Annotated in this window: 25 protein-coding genes; 13 read left to right on the top strand and 12 right to left on the bottom strand. The window is 40.9% G+C overall.

Translation table 11 applies throughout. The annotated features are described in order from the left end of the window. Positions 1 to 45: 45 nt before the first annotated feature. From CKV81_RS04880 to gldB, 3 genes are all read right to left on the bottom strand, one after another. The gene (locus CKV81_RS04880) at positions 46 to 1,191 is read right to left on the bottom strand and encodes a cystathionine gamma-synthase (RefSeq protein WP_095070984.1); all 1,146 of its coding nucleotides are present in this window, start codon (positions 1,189 to 1,191) and stop codon (positions 46 to 48) included. 77 nt (positions 1,192 to 1,268) lie between these two features. Then, positions 1,269 to 1,595, bottom strand: a complete 327-nt coding sequence (gene gldC / locus CKV81_RS04875; RefSeq protein ID WP_095070982.1) for a gliding motility protein GldC — start codon at positions 1,593 to 1,595, stop codon at positions 1,269 to 1,271. A 50-nt stretch (positions 1,596 to 1,645) separates the two neighbouring features. Next, positions 1,646 to 2,626: a gliding motility lipoprotein GldB gene (gene gldB, locus CKV81_RS04870; RefSeq protein WP_095070980.1), complete on the bottom strand. Its 981-nt coding sequence runs from the start codon at positions 2,624 to 2,626 to the stop codon at positions 1,646 to 1,648. 43 nt (positions 2,627 to 2,669) lie between these two features. Here gldB and CKV81_RS04865 point away from each other — a divergent pair, with 43 nt between their 5' ends. The 4 genes from CKV81_RS04865 (at position 2,670) to CKV81_RS04850 (ending at position 4,967) form a co-directional block, all read left to right on the top strand. Next, on the top strand, positions 2,670 to 3,212 hold the full coding sequence (locus CKV81_RS04865) for a GNAT family N-acetyltransferase (protein ID WP_095070977.1): 543 nt from the start codon (positions 2,670 to 2,672) through the stop codon (positions 3,210 to 3,212). Positions 3,213 to 3,239: 27 nt separating this feature from the next. After that, entirely contained in the window at positions 3,240 to 4,028 is a 789-nt protein-coding gene (gene nadE / locus CKV81_RS04860) for an NAD(+) synthase (RefSeq protein ID WP_095070974.1), read from the top strand. 32 nt (positions 4,029 to 4,060) lie between these two features. Next, positions 4,061 to 4,591: a ribonuclease domain-containing protein gene (locus CKV81_RS04855; RefSeq protein ID WP_095070972.1), complete on the top strand. Its 531-nt coding sequence runs from the start codon at positions 4,061 to 4,063 to the stop codon at positions 4,589 to 4,591. Positions 4,592 to 4,679: 88 nt separating this feature from the next. After that, on the top strand, positions 4,680 to 4,967 hold the full coding sequence (locus CKV81_RS04850) for a barstar family protein (protein ID WP_095070970.1): 288 nt from the start codon (positions 4,680 to 4,682) through the stop codon (positions 4,965 to 4,967). 48 nt (positions 4,968 to 5,015) lie between these two features. Here the strand turns inward: CKV81_RS04850 and CKV81_RS04845 are convergent, their stop codons facing one another. From CKV81_RS04845 to CKV81_RS04835, 3 genes are all read right to left on the bottom strand, one after another. Beyond that, positions 5,016 to 5,408, bottom strand: a complete 393-nt coding sequence (locus tag CKV81_RS04845; RefSeq protein ID WP_095070967.1) for a hypothetical protein — start codon at positions 5,406 to 5,408, stop codon at positions 5,016 to 5,018. A 305-nt stretch (positions 5,409 to 5,713) separates the two neighbouring features. Next, entirely contained in the window at positions 5,714 to 6,865 is a 1,152-nt protein-coding gene (locus CKV81_RS04840) for a hypothetical protein (RefSeq protein WP_095070965.1), read from the bottom strand. 48 nt (positions 6,866 to 6,913) lie between these two features. Further along, a complete protein-coding gene (locus CKV81_RS04835; RefSeq protein ID WP_169842766.1) occupies positions 6,914 to 9,433 on the bottom strand; it encodes a TonB-dependent receptor domain-containing protein in 2,520 nt (839 codons plus the stop codon). 194 nt (positions 9,434 to 9,627) lie between these two features. Between CKV81_RS04835 and CKV81_RS04830 the strand changes: the two genes are divergently transcribed. From CKV81_RS04830 to CKV81_RS04815, 4 genes are all read left to right on the top strand, one after another. Beyond that, positions 9,628 to 10,305 carry a response regulator transcription factor gene (locus CKV81_RS04830; protein WP_095070961.1) on the top strand — a complete coding sequence of 226 codons (678 nt, stop codon included), beginning with the start codon at positions 9,628 to 9,630 and terminating at the stop codon, positions 10,303 to 10,305. 9 nt (positions 10,306 to 10,314) lie between these two features. After that, positions 10,315 to 11,328, top strand: coding sequence for a sensor histidine kinase (locus CKV81_RS04825; protein ID WP_095070959.1), 1,014 nt, complete (start codon positions 10,315 to 10,317; stop codon positions 11,326 to 11,328). A gap of 137 nt (positions 11,329 to 11,465) precedes the next feature. Continuing rightward, the gene (locus CKV81_RS04820) at positions 11,466 to 12,050 is read left to right on the top strand and encodes an IS1096 element passenger TnpR family protein (protein WP_095070957.1); all 585 of its coding nucleotides are present in this window, start codon (positions 11,466 to 11,468) and stop codon (positions 12,048 to 12,050) included. A 196-nt stretch (positions 12,051 to 12,246) separates the two neighbouring features. Next, on the top strand, positions 12,247 to 13,602 hold the full coding sequence (locus tag CKV81_RS04815; protein WP_095070955.1) for an alpha-amylase family glycosyl hydrolase: 1,356 nt from the start codon (positions 12,247 to 12,249) through the stop codon (positions 13,600 to 13,602). 71 nt (positions 13,603 to 13,673) lie between these two features. Here CKV81_RS04815 and CKV81_RS04810 read toward each other — a convergent pair whose 3' ends face one another. The 5 genes from CKV81_RS04810 to CKV81_RS04790 all read right to left on the bottom strand — a co-directional run bounded on the left by CKV81_RS04810 (position 13,674) and on the right by CKV81_RS04790 (position 19,190). Continuing rightward, a complete protein-coding gene (locus tag CKV81_RS04810; RefSeq protein ID WP_095070953.1) occupies positions 13,674 to 16,181 on the bottom strand; it encodes a M1 family metallopeptidase in 2,508 nt (835 codons plus the stop codon). 3 nt (positions 16,182 to 16,184) lie between these two features. Beyond that, positions 16,185 to 16,412: a hypothetical protein gene (locus CKV81_RS04805; protein ID WP_095070951.1), complete on the bottom strand. Its 228-nt coding sequence runs from the start codon at positions 16,410 to 16,412 to the stop codon at positions 16,185 to 16,187. A gap of 117 nt (positions 16,413 to 16,529) precedes the next feature. Next, positions 16,530 to 17,324, bottom strand: coding sequence for a thymidylate synthase (locus CKV81_RS04800; protein ID WP_095074249.1), 795 nt, complete (start codon positions 17,322 to 17,324; stop codon positions 16,530 to 16,532). Between the two features lie 70 nt (positions 17,325 to 17,394). Beyond that, positions 17,395 to 17,853, bottom strand: a complete 459-nt coding sequence (locus tag CKV81_RS04795; protein WP_258454548.1) for a hypothetical protein — start codon at positions 17,851 to 17,853, stop codon at positions 17,395 to 17,397. Between the two features lie 104 nt (positions 17,854 to 17,957). Next, on the bottom strand, positions 17,958 to 19,190 hold the full coding sequence (locus tag CKV81_RS04790) for a dicarboxylate/amino acid:cation symporter (RefSeq protein ID WP_095070949.1): 1,233 nt from the start codon (positions 19,188 to 19,190) through the stop codon (positions 17,958 to 17,960). 219 nt (positions 19,191 to 19,409) lie between these two features. On the opposite strand from CKV81_RS04790, the gene CKV81_RS04785 reads away from it, so the two are divergent. Beyond that, positions 19,410 to 20,306, top strand: coding sequence for a DnaJ C-terminal domain-containing protein (locus CKV81_RS04785; RefSeq protein WP_095070947.1), 897 nt, complete (start codon positions 19,410 to 19,412; stop codon positions 20,304 to 20,306). A gap of 2 nt (positions 20,307 to 20,308) precedes the next feature. Continuing rightward, the gene (locus CKV81_RS04780; RefSeq protein ID WP_095070945.1) at positions 20,309 to 20,620 is read left to right on the top strand and encodes a chaperone modulator CbpM; all 312 of its coding nucleotides are present in this window, start codon (positions 20,309 to 20,311) and stop codon (positions 20,618 to 20,620) included. A gap of 7 nt (positions 20,621 to 20,627) precedes the next feature. On the opposite strand, the gene CKV81_RS04775 is transcribed toward CKV81_RS04780, so the two are convergent. Then, positions 20,628 to 21,254, bottom strand: a complete 627-nt coding sequence (locus tag CKV81_RS04775) for a hypothetical protein (RefSeq protein ID WP_095070943.1) — start codon at positions 21,252 to 21,254, stop codon at positions 20,628 to 20,630. 69 nt (positions 21,255 to 21,323) lie between these two features. On the opposite strand from CKV81_RS04775, the gene CKV81_RS04770 reads away from it, so the two are divergent. The 3 genes from CKV81_RS04770 (at position 21,324) to CKV81_RS04760 (ending at position 26,675) form a co-directional block, all read left to right on the top strand. Further along, positions 21,324 to 22,307: a YpdA family putative bacillithiol disulfide reductase gene (locus tag CKV81_RS04770; protein ID WP_095070941.1), complete on the top strand. Its 984-nt coding sequence runs from the start codon at positions 21,324 to 21,326 to the stop codon at positions 22,305 to 22,307. A gap of 144 nt (positions 22,308 to 22,451) precedes the next feature. Further along, positions 22,452 to 23,597 carry a DNA polymerase IV gene (dinB, locus tag CKV81_RS04765; protein WP_095070939.1) on the top strand — a complete coding sequence of 382 codons (1,146 nt, stop codon included), beginning with the start codon at positions 22,452 to 22,454 and terminating at the stop codon, positions 23,595 to 23,597. Between the two features lie 21 nt (positions 23,598 to 23,618). Continuing rightward, positions 23,619 to 26,675 carry a DNA polymerase III subunit alpha gene (locus tag CKV81_RS04760; RefSeq protein WP_095070937.1) on the top strand — a complete coding sequence of 1,019 codons (3,057 nt, stop codon included), beginning with the start codon at positions 23,619 to 23,621 and terminating at the stop codon, positions 26,673 to 26,675. Positions 26,676 to 26,709 lie beyond the last annotated feature (34 nt).

Below are 26,709 nucleotides of genomic sequence, written 5' to 3'. Positions count from 1 at the left end.
TTCAAATATTTATAAAGAAACGGACAAAAAATTGTCCGTTCCGTTTTATGCGTTAAAAGCGCTCTCCAAATCAGCAATCAAATCATCACTGTCTTCAATCCCGACACTTAGCCGAACCAAATCGTCTGTAATTCCGATTTCTGCACGTTTGTCGGCTGGTATTGAGGCATGAGTCATCAGCGCCGGATGATTGGCCAAAGATTCCACGCCGCCCAAACTTTCAGCCAAAGTGAAAACTTTCACATTCTCTAAAAATTTAACGGCATCCGCCTTTTCGCCTGATTTAAAATTAAAAGAAACCATTCCCCCAAAACCGTTTGGCATTTGTCTTTTAGCCAAATCATGCTGTGGGTGACTGGCCAGTCCCGGGTAAACTACATCTTTTACTTTCGGGTGATTTTGAAGGAATTCTGCTATCTTTTGCCCGTTTTCTGAATGTCTCTGCATTCTTAAAGCTAAAGTTTTAATCCCTCTTAAAACCAAATAGGAATCGTGCGGACCAAGAATTCCGCCACTTGCAAACTGTATGAAATGAAGTTTTTCCCCAAGCTCACGGTCCTTTGCAACCAATGCACCGGCAATAACATCCGAATGTCCGCCGAGATACTTCGTAGCCGAATGCATCACGATGTCAGCACCCAGATCCAGAGGCCTTTGCAGATAAGGTGACGCAAACGTATTGTCAACTGCCACCAAAATATCTTGATCCTTCACCAAATCGCAAACCGCTTTGATGTCCACCAGCTTCATCAGTGGATTGGTGGGTGTTTCGAGCCAGATCAGTTTGGTTTTTTCTGTGATTAAATCTGAAATTTTAGAAACATCATCGAAGTTCACGAAGGTGAATTTAAGCTGATATTTCTCGAAAAGGCGCGTGAACATCCTGTAAGTGCCGCCGTATAAATCGTCCACTGCAATTACTTCGTCTCCTGGATTCAATAATTTTAGGACACAGTCAATTGCAGCTAAGCCTGAGCCAAAAGCCAATCCTTTTGCACCGTTTTCGATGGAAGCCAAACTATTTTCCAAAGCTTGTCTTGTAGGATTTGCCGCTCTGGAATATTCGTAACCAGAATGAATTCCCGGAGATTTCTGAGCAAAAGTGGATGTTAAAAAAACCGGAACGTTCACGGAACCAGTTGCCGGTTCGTGATGCTGTCCGCCGTGTATTACTTTTGTGTTGAAGTTCATTGTATTTATTTAAAAATTTACCAGTGTACCAATGTATCAATTTTACGGATTGTTACATTGCTGCATTTTTTAGACTGTTACATTTTAATAGCCGATTTCACCGCAAATTCCTCCGCCATTTCCTCCATCCACGCTGCCACGTCCTCTTCTCCGGAGGCTCTCTGATAGGTGCTGCCCAGCGAAATAAGGATCTGGTGGATGAACATTTTCATCTGGTCCAGCGGCATATCTTTCGTCCAAAGGTCGATGCGCAGGGCTTCCATGGTTTTATCATCCCAAACGGAAATCATTGTGGCTTTGGTTGGCTGAGATTCAATGCCGCCATCCTGCGCATTCCATGTCATTTTTTCCGGAACGTGGTTATCATCAAGTTCTACATCAATTGTTATCTGGGTTTTTCTCATATTCTTTTTTTAAAATCTGTTCTAACTTACATTTTATGAACGGATTGCTGTTAATTTTTAGGTTTGTATTCAGACTGGTTGAATATTTCCGAAGCATTCATATTCAGGAAGTCCGCCATCCTGGTGTCCGGATTCTTTTCAAAAAAATTCCTGCAGATTTGCCATCCTGTAAAAATTCCAATCTGCGGCGAAGATTCATTATCTATTGCGGTATAAAATTTTGAAAATGGTGCCGGCGCTATAAAACGCCCTTCCAAACGGGCTTCGTCACTGAAAATAAGATTGTTTTCCACGAAAAAATTCCACACGTTGGCTTCATTAGCCGTTGCCCATTCATATTGTTTTGGTGTGTAATTGATCTTTAAATAATCTGGAAAATTTGGCAGAAAAGCATCCTGCAGAAGCATGATTTTTCCGTTATAAATCAGCATGTCTATGAATTTTCTGTGCTCGGCATCGGCTGGCACCAAGTTTTCAGCAATAATTTGCGAAACTTTCGGAACGATGTTCTGCGGATTCATCGAGGTTTGGTAATAGTGTTCCATCCCTTCGTAATGGGAATTGTTTTCTCCCATAAACCCTGTTACATCAATGAAGAGAAAATTCTCATACGGCTGAAGGAAAATCGGGTCCTTTGCCATTTGAAGTGACGAAGAAAAAAGATAAACCTTTGGCGAATTAAATTGCGGGAAGTAATGTTTTACCCTTGCAAAAAGTTCAGAAAGTTCATTTTTAAGTTTGTTCCGGTCAATTTTGGAGATGGCTTCCTTGTAGATTTTAATTTCTTCGGCATCTTTTCTTCTCAAATCAAAATCTGCATCGCTCACCGTTCCCTGAAACCACGGATATTTCTGCTTAAACGCTTCGGTAGATGTACTGGAATCAAAATATTCCTTTGAAATATCTGTGATTGTAATATTTTCCTTTTGTCCTTCGATTTCAGTTTTCCAAAGGTCTTTAGGCTCTTTTTGGCATGAATTGACGGTAAGGAAAGCCATTAAAAAAATCAGGTAATATCTAAAAAACTTCATTATTTTTACATCTGTCTAAAAGGTTTACAAAAGTAGCAAAAATATGGAAAAATATATCGAAACGCCGAGGTTGCTGTTGCGCGAAATTGTGCCTGAAGATGTAGGCAGGATGTTTTTGCTGGATAGCAATGCTGATGTAATGAAGTATATTGGTGTAGCGCCATTTACAGCCCATCAGCAGTCAGAAGAAGTAATTAAAAAAGTAAGATCACAATATCGAGAAAACGGTATCGGCAGATGGGCAGTAATTGAAAAGAAGTCCGGGCTTTTAATTGGTTGGAGTGGCCTGAAGTTTTTGACTGAAGAAATTAATGGGTATAAAAACGTTTATGAAATCGGATATCGTTTTCTACCAGAATTCTGGGGGAAAGGATATGCGACTGAGGCCGGGAAAGCGTGGCTCGACTATGGTTTTAATAATATGAAAATTCCTTTTGTTTATGCAGTTTCGCATTCTGAAAACCAAAGCTCCATTCATACTCTGGAGAAATTGGGATTTATCAAGACTGAAGAATTTTTCGATCACGACGGACTTTGTTATTGGTATGTTTTAAATAAAGAAGATTTCAACAACCTGACACCTTGAACTTTAAACTTTAAACGAAAAAATAAAATGCAAACTGAAAAAGTAATCCATCATATCGTAAACTGGCTGAAAGACTATGCTCATAAAGCCGGCGTAAAAGGTTATGTCATCGGAGTTTCCGGTGGCGTAGACAGTGGCGTTGTTTCTACGCTTTGTGCCATGACCGGCCTGGACCTGCTGATGCTCGAGATGCCGATTCGCCAAAAAGAGGAACAGGTAAACCGCGCGTGGGAACACATGAACGACATCACGAAAAGGTTTCCAAACGCAAAAGCGATGAGCGTGAATTTAACTCCCGCTTTTGAAGAACTCTACAAAACTTTCGATGTAAAAGACGATCGGTTTCCAGCGGAAAAACTCGCATTCGCCAATACAAGAAGTCGTTTGCGTATGTTGACGCTTTATTATTACGGCCAGATCAATAGCCTCCTTGTTTGTGGTACAGGAAATAAAGTTGAGGATTTTGGAATTGGTTTTTACACCAAATACGGCGACGGTGGAGTAGATGTTTCACCCATTGCTGACCTTTACAAAACCGAGGTTTATGAACTGGCGAGAGCCCTGGATTTGGTGGAATCCATTAAAAATGCCATTCCGACCGATGGCCTATGGGACGTGGAAAGGACTGATGAGCAGCAAATTGGCGCGACTTATCCCGAGCTCGAAAAAATCCAGAAAGAATGGGGTACAAAGACTGAAGCCGATTACAGCGGGCGCGATCTGGAGGTATTTAAAATTTTCCAGAGAATGAACCGGGCGGCGCAGCATAAAATAAATCCGATTCCAATTTGTGATATCCCGGAGGAGTGGCGATGAACCCATTCTGAGTTGAACCTGAAACAAAAATTATGAATCCAAACAAAACCAAGATTTTTCTCTTTTTTATCGCCGGTGCAATCGCAGGAATGCTCATCACGTATTTTCTGGTCAATTATAAAATTGAAAAGAAGCAGCCGGAAACAGCTTATGTTTCGCCGGCCGAATCTCAAAAAAATGACACTTCAACAGATTTTCAAGGCAGTAAAACGGCAAATTCCGGTGTAAATTCGTCTGAAATAGATCGGTTGACAAATGAGGAAGTAGTGATTGATTATGTAAAGAAAAACGGCAGACTTCCGGATTATTATATCACCAAAACGGAGGCGCGAAACCAGGGTTGGGTTCCTTCAAAGGGAAATCTTTGTGATGTTCTGCCTGGAAGAGCAATAGGTGGTGATAAATTCAGCAACCGCGAAAAAACATTGCCGAAGGGGGAACAGTATTACGAAGCCGACGTTAATTACAACTGTGGCAAGAGGAATGCTGACCGGATTGTCTTTACCAAAAAAGGCGATGTGTGGCTGACTCACGATCACTATAAATCATTTGATAAACAGTAATAACGTTCAGTTTTGTTCAAAAAGGTTTTAAATATAGTTCCGTTTTGAGCCATTTGAACAAAATTAATCTATTTAAACCTGCTAAATTATGAAAGAAATATACATCGATTTTACTGAAATAGGGGACTACGAAGATTTCTATGCTCAACTTAAATCAAAGGTCGATTTGCCGGAGTATTTTGGCGATAACCTGGATGCGCTTTACGACAGCATTACCGGCCATGTGGAATTGCCGCTGCACCTCGAATTTGTAAATATGAGCGTAGATCAGCTGGAAACTTTTGAAGATCTCCTTACAACGCTGGAGGATGCCGATGATGAGCTGGATGAGTTTACATTTGCCTATTACCTCGAACAGTACGAGGATGAGGAATAAAAAAAAACACCGAAATTTCTCCGGTGTTTTTTTCTGCTTTTTGTTAATCTATTTATCGATGATTACTTTCACCGGAAAGCTGTAAGTGTTTGCTGCCATCGTTCTGTTATCGGCAGGATTGAATTTGTACTGTAAACTGGTCAAAACATTTTCCAGTTCTTTGCTCACATATTTGCATTCACCGTTAACGTTAACGTTGCTTATTTTGCCATTTTGTGCAATGTCGAATTTTACCAGGCTGTCGATTTCACCTTCTGATAAGTCTGGATTGGTAAAATCAAAATTCTGAATTACAAGTTTTCTAAGATCATTGAATCCGTCGTTCGGATTAAGTTTTACTTCCTGTAATACGTTTGAAGTTTGCGCTTTCGCTGTGGTTACTGCTCCTGAAACTGCTAAAATTCCTAATGTTCCAAGTATGTAGATTAATTTCTTTTTCATGATGTATTTATTTAAAAATGTTAAAAAATCGTTTTAGTTGCTTACTTGCTAATACAAATTAAACAAATTAAAACTAAATTCACAAATATTTAATATTAATTTAATATTAGAAATTTGGAATTATGAAAAATACATACTATGAAAATTCTAAAAATTGCGTGTTAAAGGGCGATATGAATTATTTTATAGCTGAAGAATTTATACTGAAATACTTCATTCGATGTTAAATTAAATATTACAAAACGGCTTTAAATAACAAAAGCCACCGAAAAATCGGTAGCCTTTGCCTGATATGAATTTAGTAATTAGTTAATTCCTGACCATCCTTTAGCCCAAGATGGAAGGTTTACACCGTCACCTGCGCCAGTAGCGTTTGAATTTTCCATACCTGCAACAAGAGCAGCGTCGATACCTGCAACTTTGGCACCTACGTTATCAAATTTTACGTTTTTGATTTTACCTGCCTGGTTGAAATAAGCGATTGTAGAAGCATCTTTGAAAGTAAGACCAGTTTTCCATCCAGAAACTACCATGTTGTCGATAGTTGCATAAGTACCTACCCTGAATACGTTTGTACCGTCACCTTCGTTATCAGTAGTTGTGTAACCGATAAGGGTGATGTTTTTCAAGGTTGGGTTAGATCTTGGGTTTGCATCGTTGTTAGATTTTTGGTTATCAGCTTCGATACCCATGTTACCCACGTTTGCAGCGATTCTCTTACCGTAAACGTTTTCTGCAGTACCTCTCCATCCGTCGGTCCAGTCGAATGCATCGTCATCGTTGTTGTAGCTTACCATGTTTTTCACGTTCACAGTTCCACCGAAGAATTCGATACCGTCATCAGCACCGTTGATAGCTGCGATACCTTCAACTGTAGTACCGTTACCAACACCGAAGAAAGAAATACCGTTGTATTCTTTAGTATCAGAAAAACGAGCTCCTGAGTTGTTGATTACTACATATTTAAGAACACCTGAGTTATCAGCATCGTTAGTACCACCGTACGGTAGATCCGCAACTTCTGATCTTCCGGTCGCACCTGTGTTGATAGAAGCTCTACCGCAAATTACGATACCACCCCAGTCACCTTTTTGTTTTGTTGGTGATTCGAAAACGATAGGGCTTGTAGAAGTACCGTTAGCGAAAATCTGTCCACCCTGAGCTACCGCAAGGTAAGTGTTTGTACCACCTGAACAAACGATTTTAGTACCAGCTGGGATTGTAAGTTTAGCACCGTCTCCTACGATAACAGCACCTTTCATATAATAAGTAGTACCAGCGTTTAGTTCAAGAACATCACCAGATTTAAGGTTGATAGCAAAGTTATTTGGGTCAACTTTTACTGTGCTTGGATCTACTGGTGTTACCGGATCGTCACCATTGTCACAAGAGTTAAGAGCAACTGTTGTAAGGCCTAGCGTGCAAAGCATAGCTGCACTGGCAAAAAACTTTTTCATTTACTTTAAATTTAAATTTGTTAATATTTATTTTTCTTTCCTTTTTTATTAAAATGTGTAACCTAAGCTTACCCCAAATTCGCGGCCTCTTTTGTAATCATAAGTCACAGATTCCTGGCCGGTTTCCTGAATTCTTTTGACGCTTGGGTTAATCAGGTTTTTACCTTTGAGGCTAAGTTCTATCTTGTTTGGAAAAGCTACCTTGAAAGTTGCATCGAAGAGGTTGATCGGCTTCTGAACGACATTTCCAATTTCCATAGTACTCAAGGCATAAACATATTGGCCTATATATGAATACGATGCTACAAAATCCATAATAGTTTTGTTCGGCGAGGTATAGCTGTATCCAAGGTTTGCATTTCCTATAAAATCTGCTGCTCCTTCCAGTTTATCTTTTGTAACGCCTTGATCAAATGCTACATAGAAAGTTGATTCTTTTTTGATTTTCTCTGTATCGAGCTCACTTTGTGAATTTAAGTAAGAAGCATTCAAGAAGGTGTAAAACTTGCCATTGTCAGTCTTATAAAGGTCTTTTCTTACTTCAGCTTCAAGTCCCCAAACATAAGCCCAGTCACCAACGTTTAAGTATGAATAAAGCCCTTCACCTACTAAAGCTTTAGAAATTGGATTCTGAATATATTTTCCGTAACCAGTTAAGGAGAAAAGTTCGCCTTTGCCAGGGAAATATTCCCATTTCAGGTCCAGGTTATTGTTGTCAGAAGGTTTTACATCCGGGTTACCAACAGTAGTTTCGCTTACCTCGTTGTACATATAAGGCGCCAGCTCCTTCATTTGCGGAAGAGTGTACGTTCTGGAAGCCGAAAGTCTTAAGTTTTGGTTATCTGTAAGGCTATATTTCAGGTTTAATGCCGGAAGGAATTTTTGATAATCAAATTTTCTGGACTTAGAACCGTCAGGTAAAGTGTAGTTTGTATCCCAGTTCATATCCTGATTGATGTTGTCGAAACGTACACCAATTTGCGCTGTCAATTTATCCCAAACATAATCAAGGTTTGCAAAACCGGAATTTACATATTGTTTTCCGTTGAAGATAATCGGTGCAATTTCGAAATAGTTGTCAGGATTTTGCTTGTTGGATTCGATTGTGAAATAACCTGCATCAAATCTCTGCTGGTTGAAAACCTGATCAATATTGTTCGGATCTACTACTTCGCCAAGGCCTGAATAAGCCGGGCTGTAACGGAAGTCAAACTGTCTCGCGTCAAATTTTCTATCTTTAAATCTTCCCTGATAACCAAGGTTTAATTTAAAATTATCAGTGATTTTATAGTTTGCAGAGATGTTTCCTGAAAGCTCATCATCATTCAGATTATCAAAATATCTGTTTGAAGATCCACCATCACGTCTCACTCTGTAGATTCCGTTTGGCTGACGGATTAGAGTGTTGGAAATACGGTCTGGCCTTTTGCTGTCAAGCATGTTGTATCCTACGATCCAGTCAAGGTCTAGCTTGTCGCTCAGCTTGTGCTCACCACCCAATTGGTTTACGAATAAGTCTGTTACTTTATATTCTGCTCTACGGATATAAGCGTTGTCCAAAGTAGCCCAGTCGTAGTTATAGCCCTGGAAAATTCTTGTTTCCTGAGTAGTCGAGTGGATATAGTTGGAGATCAACTTAAGTCTGTTGTTGGCATTTAGCCTGTAAAATAAGTTCACAACACCGGTAGTATTGGTTCCGTAGTTGTATTTATCTACATTATAATCATTAAGTCGGTTACCTGTGCTGTTGTAGTTAGCTTCTTTACCGTGAGCGTAGAAATAATCGTTATTCCAGCCACCGTAGAAAAATGCGCTTAATGTAGTTTCACCCAGTTTGAAGTTCTTTCCTCCTTCCAGGCTGAAGCCTGAATTTATTGGCGTAAAGTTTGAACCAGCAAAAGTATCCTTAAAGTTCCAGGAAGTATTTACAGGATATACATTTCTTGAGTTGCCAGGAGTTTTAGAAGTTTTAAATCCCCAGAAATTTGGTCCAGACTGTAAATAAAAAGGATCAGCATCAAACGCCTGCGTATTGACAGAACTTTCGATGCCGATTTTTGCATAAGGTTTCCCTCTGTATTCTTTAGATAGCACGTTGATGTTTGCACCGCCGAAATCTCCTAAAAGCCTAGGTGCAAACACCTTCTCGATTGCTATATATTCGATCATATCCGTTTTAAGGATGGAAAGATCGATGTTTTTGTTCTCTGGATTCTCTGATGGAATCGGCAGGTTGTTCAGTGTAGTTGTGTTGTACCTGTCTAAAAGGCCTCTTACTGAAATAGTTCCGGAACCTTCCTGTTTTACAGTACCGGTCGCTTTAGTTACCGCTGTAGCTACATCACCGATACCTTGCTTGGATAATTGTTCTGTACCTACGGTTTCTACTACTTCGACTGATTTCTTCTGCATGTTTATCAGGTTACTCTCAGCGCCTTTTTTGGTAGTTCCTTTAATGGTTACGCCTTCCAGTTTTTTCTCGGTTTTCACAGTGTCCTGTTGTGCGTAAACTGTTGTAAATGATGCGGTTAAAAATAACGCGGCAATACTTACTTTTCTTAGATTCATCTTAATCTTAATTACTAAATATATCGCTGCAAAGGAACTCATCATTTTCTGGAGTTGGGGTTTAGTAATCTTTAAATATTCTTTAAAAAAAGATTAACAGAAAACCATACTATGTTAATTTTGTGTAAACAAAAAATTCCGCAACGCAGTACATAAGTATAATTGAGTAATTTTGAAGGTTTAAAAAGGTAAAAATGAACCCCAAAAAGATTCTTTTAATTGATGACGAACAGGACATTCTCGAGATTTTATCCTATAATCTGGAGAAAGAAGGTTACCAGGTTTTTACAGCAGACAACGGTAACGATGGTATAGAAAAAGCCAAGGAGATCCTCCCCGATCTTATATTGTTGGATGTCATGATGCCGGAAAAGGACGGTATTGAGACTTGCCAGGATTTACGTAAGGTTAAGGAACTGCAAAAAACACTTATCGTTTTCCTTTCTGCGCGCGGCGAAGAGTTCTCTCAGTTAGCCGGTTATCAGGCCGGTGCCAACGATTACGTGGTGAAGGTCATCAAACCAAAAATTCTTATTTCTAAAATTAATGCCCTTCTTCAGTTAACAAACCAGGTGGAAGACAGTGTCAAAATTCTTGAAATTGGTGATCTGGTTATAGACAAAGATAATTTCAGAGTAACCAAAAACGGACAGGTTTTTCTGCTTCCTAAAAAAGAATTTGACCTGTTATATCTTTTAGCGTCGAACACACAGAAAGTTTTCAAACGCGAAGAAATTCTGGAAAAAGTTTGGGGAAATGATGTGATCGTGGGAGAGAGAACCATCGATGTGCATATCCGCAGGCTCAGGGAAAAATTAGGCGATTCCTCAATCCAGACCCTTAAGGGCATCGGTTACAAATTAGTTGTGTAACTTTACGGAATGAAGTTTAACCGGCTTTCGTTTTTCGCAGCCTTATTTATGACCTTAGCGATTACGGTGATCGTAATTGCGTTCGATTATTCAAAGACTTTTGACGTAGATAAGGTCAATGCAGACCTGCTCTTCATTATCAGCATTCTTTTGATCTTCCTTATTAATTATTTCGGGGTTGGGTTCCTGTTCAGGACGTACGGCCGGCGCCAGATCAAAAAGATAGCGGTGGACCTGCCAAAGGATTTTTTTGAAGATTCCGAGAATGTGGGTTTTAAAGAACTTTCCGAAAAACTTACCCAGAATGTTTCCGAGATCGATATGATCAAGGAGATGGAGGCCTACCGGAAAGAATATATTGGCAACGTATCCCACGAGCTGAAAACACCGCTTTTTTCAATTCAGGGTTATATCGAAACCCTGCGCGATGGCGGCGTTGAAAACCTCAACATCCGCGACAAATACCTTGAAAGAATCGGGATTTCCGTAGAGCGACTGATCAATATCGTGAATGATCTGGATATGATTAACCGTTTTGAGAGCGGTGAGATCAAACTCAATATTTCAAAATTCGACATCAACCTTCTGGTGAAAGAAACCTTCGATATGCTTGACCTCGAAGCGCAGAGCCGTAACGCCATTTTAAGTTTGAATACGTCTGCACCGCAAGTTTTCGTAAATGCCGATAAGCAGAAAATTTCCCAGGTCCTTATTAATTTAATCTCCAACGCAATACATTATGCTAATCGCCAGCAGGCGCAGATTATCGTGAAAACCACTGTTCTTAAAAATAAAGTCCTTATCGAAGTTTCAGACAACGGGATGGGTATAAAACCGGAAGCATTGCCACGGATCTTCGAAAGGTTCTTCCGTGTAGAAAGCAGCCGGAGCCGGAGAGAAGGCGGTTCAGGTCTGGGCCTCGCGATTGTAAAGCACATTCTGGAAGCTCACAACGAAAATATCTCCGTAGAAAGCGTGTATCTGGAGGGTACCAACTTCAGTTTCATGCTCGAAAAAGGGTAGTTTCAGGGGCGAAAAATTTAGCAAAATCTTTTTTAAATAAAAACTTTAAAATTTTTTTGGTCACTTTGCAATTGTTTTATATTTGTACCCGAATGTAGAACATTTTTGATTAAAAAATAAAGTCAGTAATAATAGGTATGGTTTATAAGATACGTGTAATCTTAGACACGAAAGAAGACATCTTCCGGGATATCGAGATTAAGGAGAAACAGACACTCTGGAACCTGCATCTCGGAATCAAAAGTGCATTCAGCCTGCAGGGTGATGAGCTTTCCGCTTTTAACCTTCTGGAGGATGACGGTACCATCATCAAAAGCGTGCCTTTGGAAGATATGAGTGATGAAGGAGACGGGGAAATTATGTCGGATGTTTACATCAACGAAGCTTTCGAATCTGTTGGTGACAAAGCACAGTTCCAGTACGGATTACTCGATTTATGGGAGTTTTTCTGCGAAATTATTGAAGTGATCGATGAAAAACCGTCCGTTAATTATCCGATTACCGTTTACCGGTTCGGAAATGTACCTTTGAAAGCTCCGGGAAAAGGTGGCAGCGCAAAAAACAAAAGGTCAGTGATGCCTTTGATGGATGAGGATGAGGATAATTTTGGGTTTGATGATGATTTCGAAAGTGGAGATTTTTCAGATGAGGACGAAACTTTCGATGATGATGAGCCTACTGACTATGCCGATGATGCTTATGAAGAGGATGGTGAAGGTTAAAAAACAGTTTTCACAATATGCGAAGCCCTGATTTTCAGGGCTTTTTTATTTTTCACTTTTAAAATTCAATTTATTAAATTTGTGAAAATAAAGTGCAGGCCTTTAAAGAAGATCTTAACCCGTGCAAGGGGTACCGAATCGAAATTTAATACAAAAAAGGCAGGCTTTATTTTGAAAAGTTTCTAAAATATTAATTATGAAAAAGATAATTCTTTTAGCAATATTGGGATTGGGAATTCTCTCCTGCACCACACAAAAATCAACTAAAACTATGGAGTTACCAACTGAATGGAAGCATACCACAAACATTTATGAAGTCAATGTAAGGCAGTACACACCGGAAGGCACTTTCCGCGCTTTTGAAAAACATTTGCCAAGACTAAAGGAAATGGGCGTTAAAACTCTGTGGTTTATGCCGATTACGCCAATCGCACAGAAAGGTAAAAAAGGAACTTTAGGCAGCCAGTATGCTGCTGCAGATTACACCGCGATCAATCCGGAGTTCGGAACGATGGAAGATTTCAAACATGTTGTAAATGAAGCACACAGGCTGGGTTTCAAGGTCATCATCGACTGGGTTGCCAATCATACGGGCTGGGATCACAAGTGGACCAAAACAAATCCGGACTTTTATTTGAAAGATCCTAAAACAAACGATTTCCAGATTGCATCGGGGATGGACGACATCATCGAACTGGATTATAAAAATCCGGCGATGAGGAAAGCGATGATTGATGCGATGAAGTTCTGGGTTCGCGAAGCCAATATTGACGGCTTCCGTTGTGATCTTGCTTCTTGGGTTGAAGTAGATTTCTGGCAGGAGGCCCGTCCGCAGGTCGATGCTGTGAAGCCGCTGTTTTGGTTAGGTGAATTTGATGAACTTGAAAATCCTGATTACGGAAAAGTATTTGATGCCAGCTACATTTGGAGCTGGATGCATAAAACCCGCGAGTTTAATGAAAAAAATCTTCCGCTTTCTGATTTAAGAACGCTGCTTCAAAGATATTCCGACATTGGCGACGGTTCGATGAGAGCCTGGTTTACCTCCAATCACGACGAAAATACCTGGAACGGCACCGAATATGAAAAATATGGCGTGTTCGCAAAGCCTTTAGCCGTATTTTCAATCACCTGGAATGGCGTTCCACTGATCTACAACGGGCAGGAGCTTCCTCTGAAGACCAAACGTCTTGAGTTTTTTGAAAAGGACCCAATTCCTTGGGGCGCACAGCAACCAGAGCTGCAGAATTTTTACAAAACCCTGTTGAATTTAAAATCATCAAACCCGGCTTTGCGCGGCGGTGATCCTGCAGTTACAACATATTGGTTAAAAACTTCTGCCGATGATAAAGTTTTCGCCTACGTGCGCAAAAACGGAAAAGATGAAGTGTTAACCGTTTTAAATATGTCGAAAAATCCGGTTCAGTTCACGATAAATGATGATAATTTAGAAGGAACATTCAAAGACCTTTTCACGGGTGCCAAAAGAGATTTCGGTCAGGATAAAGCTTTCAGCCTTCCGGTTTCTGGTTTTGCGGTTTTTGAGAAGTAAATAAAAATGATATTATAAAAAAAACTTTGGCATCAACGGATGTCAAAGTTTTTTGTTTATTGGAAAACCTGTTATTTATAAGCTTCGATCGTTTTATTAATCAGATCAATTTGCTGGTTTATAGTTTTGCTTTGCGGATTGGCTTTCAGGACCTGCGTTTTCTTTGCGAGGCCTTCTCTCAACATCTGCACAATCATCATTTTCGCCTGCGGATTTTGTGCCACCTGACCTTTTGCCTGATTCAGAATTTTGGTTAAATTCTCTGTTGCTTTCAGGTTGTCGCTGCTCATGATCCAGTTATAAGCTTCCTCTGCTGCAGTTCCCAGTTGCGGATCCTGGAATTTCAGGAACGGATAAAATGCTGCAGTGGTCGCAACGGCCGGCATCTGCTTTTCAATTTTATTTTTTACGATGGTTGGTAGAAGCTGCGCAATCAGTTCATCGCTGGCGCCGTCCAAATCAATTTTGTCTGCCAACGCCGGAACTCTTGACGGGTCAATCTGTGAAATTGCGCCCAACGAATTTCCTTTTACTGAAGTAGAAACGGCATTCAGTCCTTTCTCGAAAATCGGCAGATACTTCCGGTCTTTTGTTTTGGCCAAAGCTGCAATCGCCGCACCCTGCACTAAAGTTTTTGGGTCATTTTGCGCCATTTTCTCTACTTCAGCAGCCATCATTTTTTGAGCATTCGGTTTTGAGAGATCGATGCCTTCCAAAGCTTTTATTCTGATTCTGAATGACGGATCTTTTAACGCTGCAGAAAGGATTTTCAGGGAATTATCATCGGTATTGTTCTTCGATGCAAATTCCACTGCCTTATATCTGCTCAGGAAATCTTTAGAATTTTGATACTGCAAAAGATACTGGGCTGCCGTTGTGCTGTCGTTGATGTCTGCAAGCAAAACGCCATCAGCATTGATATTAAAAAACGTTGGATTTGAATTTGCCGGAAAAGTGAATGAATTGGACGCTTTTGCGTTGGCCCACACTTTTTGCCTGGAAACTTTTCCACCTTCATAAACATCCACGGTCAGTGGGAACTGGAACAGCGGTGTTTGGGTTTGATTTAAGGTTAATGTCACCTGTTTTTTCACCGGTTCGTAGCTGGACGTATAGCTGAGTTTTGGATTTCCGCTGCCGTAATACCATTGATTGAAGAACCAGTTGAGGTCTTTTCCGGAGATTTTTTCCAGAGACAAACGCAGTTGCTGCGCTTCGCCCGTTCCGTATTCATTGGTTTTAAGATAATCGTTCAACCCGCCAAAGAACGCCTCATCGCCAAGATAATTTCTCAGCATATGCAGAATCGCGCCGCCTTTATTATAGCTTACCCCATCAAAAGCATCTTCTCTGCTGTCATAATCGAAGCGTACCAAATGTTTATTGAAATTCGAAGGATCCATTTTGTAGGTTAAAAGCGACTTCATCAGTTTATAATCTGCCTCGTCCTTCCCGTACTTATGTTCGTTCCAAAGATATTCGGAATAATCTGCAAACGATTCATTCACAGTCAGATTGCTCCAGCTTTCTGCCGTTACCAAATCGCCAAACCAATGGTGGAAAAGTTCGTGCGCAATTACATCTTCCCAACGGTTCTCATCGATCAAATCGCCAGGTTTTTGCTGTGCAGATTCGCCGTGAAGCGTCGCTGTGGTATTTTCCATAGCTCCAGAAACATAGTCGCGGCCAACGATTTGTGCATATTTCGCCCACGGGTAATCGTAATTCAGTTTTTTAGAGAAAAACTCGATCATTTCGGGCGTATTGCCAAAAATCTGTTTGGCGTCCGGTTCGTATTCTTTTTCCACATAATAATCAACGGGAATATTTTTCCATTTGTCTTTTACAATAGCGTAATCGCCAACGCCCATGAAGAAAAGGTAGGGCGCGTGTTTTTTGTCCATTACCCAATGGTCGGTACGCAGGCCGTTGGCTTCTTTTTTCTGCTCCTTCAAAATACCGTTGGACAGAGTCACATATTTGTCCGGCACGGTCATATAAATTTCCTGGGTGGTTTTTTGGTTTGGTTTGTCGATGGTTGGAAACCAAACGGACGAAGACTCCGTTTCGCCCTGCGTCCAGATTTGGGTGGGTTTATCCGCTTCTTTTCCCTGTGGATTGATGAAATAAAGTCCCTTCGCATCCGTTATCGCAGCGCTTCCCTGCGCTTTCACCTCGTTTGGCCGCGCCACATATTTGATGTATACCGTATAATTTTCGTTGCGGTTGTAGGTTTTATCGAGGTTTATTTTCAGGATGTCGTTTTTGTAATCGTATTTCAAAGGCGTTTTCGCACCGTTTTTATCGAGAGCCACTTCGTTGATTAACATCGCTTTCGCATTTAAAACCAAAGAATCGGTCGAGTAGAAGTATGGGCTTGCGGTCAGCCATTCTTCGCCGTTCATCTGCTCTTTCTGATAATCGAAATTCACCTTCAGTTTGGTGTGTTTCAGTTCCGTCATTTTGGTATGGGTGGCGCGGTACACGCCCTCACGGCCGGAAGTTTCGGTTTGAGCGAATGTGAAATCGGGGTTAAAAAATGCTCCTAAAAAAAGAACAGGTATCAGTAGTTTTTTCATAAATTATTTCGGTTTTGAATTGAGGAAAATATCAAAAACATCATTCACAATGCTTTCATAATCGTCTTTTTTAAGCTGTTCGCGGCTTTTCTTCAATGCCTTTTTCAGTTCACTTTCTGTAGCATTCTCATTGATGATTTCCACCGATTTTATTCCGTGAATCAATGTGAGCAATTCCACGATTTTTTCTGCGTTCGCATGGTCATCGAGGTTTATTTTAAGATGGGTCATTTTTAAAATATGTTTCTGGATTTCCGGAAAAGTTATAAAACTTGGAATGAAATTTTTTTAATTAATTATTCTAAAAAAAACATTTCCGAAGTTCAGAACTTTGGCAACATTATTATTTTAAACAGCTACAGGCGCTTTAATCCCCGGGTGGGGATCGTAATTTTCCAGCGTGAAATCTTCAAAATCAAAATCAAAAATATCCTTGATTTCCGGATTGAGCTTCATCGTTGGTAAAGGCCTTGGCTCACGCGAAAGTTGCTTTTTTACCTGGTCGAAATGGTTATTGTAAATATGCACATCGCCAAAAGTGTGCACGAAATCGCCCAGTTCCAAACCGCAAACCTGCGCCACCATCATCTGCAAAAGGGCATAACTCGCAATATTGAACGGCACGCCAAGAAATACATCAGCACTTCTTTGATACAATTGAAGCGAGAGTTTCCCATCTGCTACATAAAACTGAAACATCGCATGACACGGCGCCAAAGCCATATTTGGAATTTCCGCAACATTCCATGCGGAAACGATTAATCTGCGGGAATCCGGATTTTTTTTGATTTGGTCAATGACTTCTGAAATCTGGTCGATGACCTTGCCGTCTGCCCCTCTCCAGCTGCGCCACTGCGCGCCGTAAACCGGTCCCAGATCGCCGTTTTCATCTTTCCATTCGTCCCAGATGGTGACCTCGTGATCATTAAGATATTTCACATTGGTATCGCCTTTCAGAAACCACAAAAGTTCGTAAATGATGGATTTTAGGTGAACTTTTTTGGTTGTAACCAGCGGAAAGCCTTTAGACAAATCATAACGCAGCTGGTAGCCGAAAACACTTCGGGTTCCTGTGCCTGTACGGTCGGTTTTGTCGGTTCCGTTGTCTAAAATATGTTGCAGGAGGTCAAGATAATTTTGCATTTTTTTTAATAAAATTAGCACTCATCGTTAAGCTGAGAGCGGCATTGTAAATTACAAAATACGGCAAATTTTACCAAATTTCGATGATGTTTTGGGATAAGTTATTTAAAATAAAATTTTCGCCTTTTCCTTTTCCGGACATCGCTTTCGCCAGCGGAGAATCTAGCGAAACTGACATAACTTTTTGATTTTCAGTTATAAGTTCTCCCGCAGAAACCGAAATGAAAAATAATCCTTTTACCGTTTGTACCACTGCACCGCTTTCCACTTTTTGGGAATTTTTTATTTGAAGCTTTTGGAGAATACTTTGCTGTTTTATAACTTCATTCAACTGCACCTGAAGATTATTGATTTCCTGCTGAAGCATTTCACGGCCGGTTTCGTATTTGTCGCCCATCGAACTTTTCGTTTCGTTGTTTGAGGCGCGGGTTTCGGCAATCAGCTTTTCGAGGCTTTTAATTTTGTCTTGTATTTTTGATTTTATAACATTGACCAATTCCTCCTTATTTATACTCTCTACTTTTTGCATAATCTTTATTTGAAACTGATGCTGCGCAGTTTGTTAAAGCCGGATTTCCCTTGCTCTGATTTTAGAATGGCTATATTTGTTTTGGGCTTTTTTATTGACTTTTTTTAAAACTTATCGGCCGCGGGTTCGACAAAGTTTTCGCCGGAAAGCCTTGTTACAACCATTGCGGCGACTGTATCGCCTGTAGCATTAAGCACGGTTGCCAAAGGATCAACCAAGGTTCCGATGATCATTACGGCCGGGATTGCTTCCTGTGGAAGCTGATACACTGAAATCATCAGAAGTTCTCCGATATAGCCTCCGTTCGGAATTCCGCCTGCTACTATACTTACGAAAACCGTAATTCCGAGTGCTAAAGCCAAATTCATTGGGTCGAAAAAATCTTTTCCAATGATCAGGAAAGCTACATAAATTTTAATGATGCTCGACATCGAGGAGCCGTTTTTATGCAAGGTGCTTCCGATGGGTATTACAATATTTGCTACAGAGTCCGGGATCCCTATTCTGCGTGCGGCGAGAAGATTTACAGGCATTGTTGCAAAACTGCTGCATGTACTGATCGCGGTAAGAGAGGGGTATATGTTGTTCTTCCAGAATTTTTTTATTCCGTCGGTGCCTTTGGCAATAAAAGCGTAAAGCGAGAAAAATGTGAAGAAATATATAACGCCGGCAACATAATAAAGTCCAAGCGGTTTTGCATAAAAGCCAAAAAGCTGCGGGCCAATGGTTGCCACCTGATAAGCGAAATAAGCGCCTAAGCCAAACGGCGCGGCTTTCATTACTGTTAAGAGCAATTCCTTCATCACTTCATAGCCTGATGAAATGAAATTCCTGAATGCCAAACCTCCTGCTCCGGCTTTCTTGATTGCTGTGCCGGTAAGAAAGGCAAAAATCAGCAGGGCAAGCATATTTTGCCTTGAAAAAAGGTTTGTGAATTCGCTTACGGTGAAGAATTTTACAATTCGGGTTCCCCAGTTTTCTTCATCGGTATTTTGAGGAAGGTCTCCAGTATTCTGCATTCCGACGGCTTCTGTGGGGAAGAGGTACACCGCAATCACCGTAAAAATCGCCGCAGTAATGATAAAAAATAGGAAGGTGATGATCATAGAGAATATGATCCTGCCAAATTTATGCTGTTGCTCCACCCCGGAAATTGAGTTGGCCACAGCAAAGAACACCAGCGGAACCACACACACGAACAGAAGATTAAGAAAAATATCGCCCACAGGCTTCAGATAATCTACAGTTTGCGGGAAAAAAATCCCGATCAGGCTGCCAATCAGAATTCCGGCAAGAAGCAGAATGATATTGGAGTAATTCCTAAGGAAAGTGTTCATTCATTTTAATTTAATCAAAGGTAATTTATTTTTTTATCATAAAATCTCAATATGTTGAGAAGGGCTGCATTTTATAAAAATGTGTAAACAGTATAAATGCAAATCATTAGGTTTTGCTGTCTCCATTTTTTTTGATTTTAAACTGCAGTTTTATTCTGAAAAATTGCAAAGATGTGTTTCTATTTTTTATATCTTTAGACATATTTTTAATGTTTATCAATGGCATTTATTGATTATTATAAAATTCTGGGAGTTGATAAAACCGCAAGTGCTGATGCCATAAAAAAAGCATACCGCAAACTCGCGAGAAAATACCATCCCGATGTAAATCCTGGTGATAAGGAAGCTGAAAAAAAATTTAAAGAAATAAACGAAGCCAATGAAGTTCTGAGCAATCCCGATAACCGCGCCAAGTACGACAAATACGGAGAAAACTGGAAACATGGCGAAGAATATGAAAAGGCGCAGCAGCAATACAGGCAGCAAAGCCAGAGCTACAGCGGTTTTTCCGGTGGGGATTTTGAAGGGGAGGACTTTTCGGATTTTTTCCAGAGTATGTTTGGGGGCCAGGGTTTTGGCAGAAATACCAGGGGTAGTGCCTCGGGCAAGTTTAAGGGGCAGGACGTTTATGCTGAACTGAATCTTAACATTCAAGATGCCGCCACCACACACCAGCAGACTTTTGAAATAAACGGCAAAAAAGTCAGGATTACAATTCCCGCAGGTGTTTACGACGGGCAGCAAATTAAACTTCGCGGCCATGGAAATCCAGGGTTTAACGGAGGGCCGAACGGTGACCTTTACATTACATTCAATATTGCACCGGACTCCCGTTTTGAGAGAATTGGTGACGATTTGCGGACTAAAGTCTCCGTTGATCTGTACACAGCAATTCTTGGCGGAGATATAAAGGTTGAAACGCTGCAGGGTGCAGTAAATCTGAAAGTGAAGCCCGAAACCCAAAACGGAACTACAGTGAGATTAAAAGGTAAAGGTTTTCCGGTCTATAAAAAAGAAGGGCAGTACGGAGATCTGTTTGTTACTTATGACGTGAAACTCCCTACAAACCTTAGTGCTGAACAAAAAGAAATTTTCGAAAAACTGAAAAATCTCTGATTATGAGCGAAAGAATTTCGAGGGAAGAACTCGTGAAAATATATAATATCGAACTTACATTCTTTGATGAACTTGAAGAATATGGCCTGGTTACCACGCAAACTGAAAACAATATAAAATACCTTCTGTACGAAGAATTGCCACAGTTTGAGAAATTTGCCAACTGGCACTACGACCTGGAAGTGAATATGCCCGGCCTGGAGGTGATCAATAATCTTTTGCACAAAATCAATGCGCTGCAGGACGAAAACCGCAGGCTTATGCAGCGTGCTTACATAAGTTCAGCTGAATGGGAGGAAACCCAGGATTTATAAGGTTAAACTAAACGGTCCACTCATCATTGATCACAGCAACCAAGTAGTAAATCCCGTTGTATTGTTCGAAAACAAACCGTAGCGAGTTCCAGTCCATTCCCCCATATTTTTCAGTCCCGGGGATATAATTTTCAGTGAAATTTTGTGTGGGATAAATTTCTTTGATATTGTTTAGTGAATTTCCCTGCCCGCGGAATTCATTAAAATGATATTCGGCATTGCTGAAATCCCGTTTGAAAATCCATTTTTCGAAGTAATCTTTAAGAGAAAGAACAAGAGGCTCACCGCTGCCGTCTCTGCTTCCCCAGGTGAATTTGATATTTGAATTAATGTATCTGTCAAAATCTTCCTTGCTGAAAATCTTATTTTCGGGATGCAGATAAGCGTACATTGAAAACCTGACACCCTTTTGTGGATGGATGTATTGCGAGAACGCATGGTAATCCTTCGATTTTAAAATACTTAATAAGCGTTGATTTATCGAAGCGGCTGCTTCATCTGCAGGAATTTCAGCACGTTTTTCGGTTTCTTTCGTTACCTCAACCGTGGCCGAATCAATGCGGGGTTCTACTTTTGGCGCGCTTTTATTGCAGGCAGCCAGGGAAAGGATTAAAATGTAAGCTGCTGTTTTCATAGTGGAAGTTTATAAGAAATAAAATCAAATTTCAGACCTTATTAGCAGTATTCAACTTAAATTTGTACTATGGAAATATATGATGTTGTGATTGTGGGTGGCGGCCCAATAGGACTGAACTGCGCACGGGAAGCACAAAAGCACAAACTGAAATATTTAATCATCGAAAAGGGAACAGTCGTGAATTCGCTTTACAATTATCCGCTTTATATGCGCTTTTTTTCTACTGCCGAAAAGCTGGAAATTGGCAATATCCCTTTTATTTCTACTGCTCCCAAACCCGGGCGCCAGGAAGCTTTGGAGTATTATCAGGGTATAACAAGGACTCTGGGGATTAACATCAATCTTTACGAAAGGGTTCTTAAAATTTTGAAGTCTGAAGCAATTTTTGAAGTAGAGACTTCAAAAACTGTTTATTCTGCTAAAAATGTAGTGATCGCTACCGGCTTCTACGACATTCCGAAGCTGATGAAGGTTCCCGGCGAAAATCTGGATAAGGTAAAGCATTATTATACTGAGCCTTACCCTTATGCAAAACAGAAAATTGTTGTGGTGGGCGCCAGTAATTCGGCCGTTGACGCTGCGCTCGAAACTTACAGGAAAGGTGCCGAAGTGACGATGATTATAAAAGGTGATAGAATTTCTGACAGTGTAAAATATTGGGTGAAACCTGATATTGAAAACCGGATGGCCGAGGGAAGCATTAAGGCTTATTTTGGGGCAGAAATAATTGAAATTAAAGAAGACCGTGTGATTTTCAAAGACTCCGGGGGCCATATCAATGAATTGCAAAACGACTTTGTTCTGGCAATGACGGGATATCTTCCTGATTTTGAATTCTTACAGAACTGTGGGATCCAACTCGAAGGCGATACTCTGAAGCCTGTTTATAATCCGGAAACTATGGAAACCAATATTCAAAATCTCTACCTTGCCGGAGTGGTTTGCGGGGGGATGGACACGCATCTGTGGTTCATTGAAAACTCAAGGATTCATGCTGAAATGATTATGGGAAATATTGTTTCAAAGATTTATTTGCACCAGGAACAATAAATAAGTTGGAACAGAAAAAGACAAAATCAGGGCAAGCGCTCTGATTTTTTTATTTTTGCTTTTAAAACAGGAATAAATAAGAATGTTACATTTTATACCATTAAAAATTAAAAAGTGTGATATTTTTTGTCATAATTTTGCCGTATGCAACGCTCAATCGTACATATGGATTTGGATACTTTTTTTGTTTCCTGCACCCGGCTTTTAGACAGCAGGTTAAACGGTGTGCCTGTAATTGTGGGCGGTGGCGAGCGTGGTGTGGTGGCCAGCTGCTCGTATGAAGCACGAAAATTCGGTGTGCATTCCGCAATGCCGATGAAGATGGCTTTGAGGCTTTGTCCCGATGCAAAAGTAGTGAAGGGCGACTATGAATTTTTCTCCCAAAAGTCAAATGAAGTCACGGAAATTATCCGGAATAATGTGCCGCTGATGGAGAAATCCAGCATCGACGAGTTTTACCTCGATCTCTCCGGGATGGATAAGTTTTTCGGCTGCTACAAATGGACCAATGAAATCACGCAAACCATCACCAAAGAAACCGGGCTGCCCATTTCTTTTGCGCTTTCCACAAACAAAACCGTTTCAAAAATCGGAACCGGCGAAGCAAAGCCTTTAGGTCGTCTGGAAATTAAAAGTGACCTGGTTCAATCTTTTTTAAATCCTTTATCCGTCCGGAAAATCCCGATGGTGGGAAGTGTGACGTTTCAGCTTTTATCAAGAATCGGTGTCCGAAAAATACAGACTTTGGCCGAAATGCCCATGGATGTGCTGCAGCAGATGATGGGCAAAAACGGACAGGAACTCTGGAAAAAAGCCAACGGCATCGATGATTCGCCCGTAGTGCCTTACTCTGAACAGAAATCCATTTCCAAGGAACATACCTTTAATGAAGACACCATCGATATAGAAAATATGCACAGCCTGATTTCCCGAATGGTGGAAAACCTGGCGTTTCAACTGCGCGAACAGAAACTCTTAACCTCGGTTGTTACGGTAAAAATCCGCTATACCAATTTCGATACGGAGACCAAACAGTGCCGCATTCCGTATAGTGCGGTTGACCATACGCTGCTGAAATATGCGCTCGAACTTTTCAAAAAACTGTACACCCGAAGAATGCGTTTGCGGTTGATAGGTGTGAAATTTTCCGGCCTCGTCCATGGGCAGCATCAGATGAATCTTTTTGAAGATACAGAAGAACTGATGAACCTTTACCAGGCGATGGACAGGATGAAACGCAGGTTTGGAAACGGCGCGGTGCAGCGGGGGGTAGGATTTGCTTCGGTTTGATTTAATTCAAAAAAATATTCAATGTTCCTCAACTGTCACTCTTTCCACAGCCTGCGCTACGGCACCATCTCTGTAGAAGATTTGGTGAAAACCGCCGCGAAAAATGGCGTGAGAACTTTGGCTTTGACGGATATCAACACGGTTACGGGAATTTATGATTTTTACAGAGAGTGCCTGCTTCATCAGATAAAACCCATTGTGGGAATGGAAGTTCGTGTGGCCAACGAACTGTACTACATCTGTCTCGCCAAAAATCCGAAAGGTGTAGAAGAAATCAACCGGATGATGACGGCTTACAATTGCGAAGGCGTGGAAATTCCAAAACAAAATCCTCTCTTTACGGACGTCACTGTTATTTACCCTTTAAAAAATGCTCCTGAAAACCTTTCAGAAAGTGAATTTATTGGCATACGTCCGGACGAAACAAATTTTCTTGTGCAACGCGAGCGAAAACACCAGATCAGCAAAATGGTTGTGTTGCAACCCGTCGTTTTTCAGACAAAGGAAGATTATAATCTCCACAGGATTCTGCGTGCGATCGACGGCAATACTTTGGTTTCCAAGCTTACAGAAGAGGAAATATGTTCAAAAAACGATTTCATGAAACCCGTTCCGGAGGTTCTGAGGCCTTTTCGGAATTATCCCCAAATTATCGAAAACACCAATGCTGTTGCGGATGCCTGTTCTTTTACTTACGAATTTAAAGTTCCGAGAACCAAAAAATATTTCACCGAAAGCAAGGAATCTGATGAAGATTTATTGAGAAGTCTTGCGTATGAAGGCTTTAAAAAACGTTATTCCGATGATAATGTTCAGGCCAAACAACGTATAGAAAAAGAATTAAAAGTTATCAGCAAACTGAATTTTTCAGGTTATTTTTTAATCACCTGGGATGTGGTACAGTATAGCAATCATCGCGGTTTTATGCATGTTGGGAGAGGTAGCGGTGCAAATTCAATTGTGAGTTATTGTTTGGGCATTACCGACATTTGCCCGATCGAACTTGATCTTTATTTTGAAAGGTTTTTAAACCTGAACCGCCAATCACCGCCGGATTTCGATATTGATTGGAGTTGGCGTGAGCGCGACGAAATTTTAAAATATATTTTTGAAAAATACGGCAAAGATCATGTAGCGTTTTGCGGAACGAATGTGGAATTCAAATACCGATCGATTTTCCGGGAAGTTGGAAAGGCTTTCGGTTTGCCGAAAGAAGAACTCGATGTTTTGGCCACCAATCCGGTGGAGAAGCACGATGACAATAAAATCGTGAAACTCGTACACAAATACGGAAAATTGCTCGAAAAATTCCCGAACCAGCGCAGTATGCACTCCTGCGGAATTTTGATTTCTGAAGAACCCATCACAAATTACACCGCTTTGGAAATGCCGCCAAAGGGCTTCCCAATCGTACAGTTTGATATGCACACCGCAGAAGAAATCGGTCTGGAAAAATTTGACATTCTGTCTCAAAGAGGCTTGGGAACGATCAATGATGCTGTTCATCTTATTGAGAAAAATCAGGGTATTAAAGTTGATATTCGCGATACGAAGATTTCAAAAAATGAAGCCAAATGCAATGAAATGCTCAGCCGCGGAAAAACTCTGGGTTGTTTTTATATCGAATCTCCGGCGATGCGCGGACTTTTAAGGCGCTTGAAATGCGATAATTATAAGACTCTGGTGGCGGCTTCGTCGATCATCCGTCCCGGTGTTGCACAAAGCGGCATGATGCGGGAGTATATTTTCCGGCACAACAATCCCGATAAATTCGAATATTTCCATCCGGTTTTTGAGAAGCAGTTGGGTGAAACCTACGGAATTATGGTTTATCAGGAAGATGTGATCAAGATTGCGCAGGGTTTTGGCGGTGTTTCACCGGAAAGCGGCGACATCTTGCGGCGTGCGATGAGCGGGAAATCACGTTCTGTACAGAAACTTCAGGAAGTTCGTGATGAGTTTTTTGAAAGCTGCAGGAAACAGGGCCATCCGGACGCTTTGAGCAAAGAGGTTTACCGGCAAATAGAGAGTTTTGCGGGCTATTCGTTCTGCAAGGCTCATTCCGCGAGTTATGCGGTGGAAAGTTATCAAAGTTTGTATTTGAAGGCTTATTTCCCGATTGAATTTATGGTTGCGGCCATCAATAATGGCGGCGGATTTTACCGCACGGAAGTTTATGTTCACGAATGCAGAATGAGCGGCGGAATCATCCATAATCCTTGTGTCAACAAAAGTATGTTTGAAACAACCGTGTACGGCAAAGATGTTTTTTTAGGTTTAATGCATATTGAAAAACTGGAAGGCAGGCTGGCGCAGTTCATTCCTGAAGAAAGGGAAAGGAACGGTGATTTTACGTCGCTGGAAAATTTCATCAAGCGCGTTCCAATTGGTATTGAAACCTTGCAGATTCTAATTTTTGCAGGTGCCTTTCGCTTTACCGGGAAACAGAAAAATGAACTTTTGATTGAGGCGCGGTTGATTATGGTCAATTTCAAACCAGTACACCGTTTCCATTCGATTTTTGAGGAAGAACCGAAAAAAGAATACCGGTTACCTGAATTAAAAAGAAACCCTTTTGAGGATGCTTTTGATGAAATTGAAATCCTTGGATTCCCGGTTTCGTGCAGTCCGTTCGATTTGTTGGAAACGAAATACCGCGGTTCTGTGATGGCGAAAGATCTGCTTAAATATCATAAAAAGCAGGTAAAAATGTTGGCGTATCTTATTTCCCGGAAGCACGTTCCTACCAAAAAAGGCACGATGTATTTCGGGACGTGGATCGATGCCGAAGGCGAATATTTTGATACCGCGCATTTCCCTGATAATTTAAGGGAATATCCGTTTCAGGGCGGCGGCTGTTATTTGCTTTTAGGCCAGGTAGAAGTGGATTTTCATTTCCCGACCATCACGATTTTAAAAATGGCCAAAATGCCCTTCATTCCTGATCCACATTACGCTCTCGACAAAGAAAAACGTTATGAAGTTCACCGGAAAATCAACGAAGATGTGAGCATGACGTGGCGCGCGCCGTATCCGCAGGAGCATGAAATTGGTTTGCCCAGGCAGAAGATGCCTTAACCCTACAATGGTTAGAAAAGCGGTAAAAAATAAA

The sequence above is a fragment of the Chryseobacterium taklimakanense genome (assembly GCF_900187185.1).
Lineage (GTDB): Bacteria > Bacteroidota > Bacteroidia > Flavobacteriales > Weeksellaceae > Planobacterium > Planobacterium taklimakanense.
Note: the sequence above shows the minus strand (reverse complement) of the source record. Positions and strands in the feature narration are given on the sequence as shown.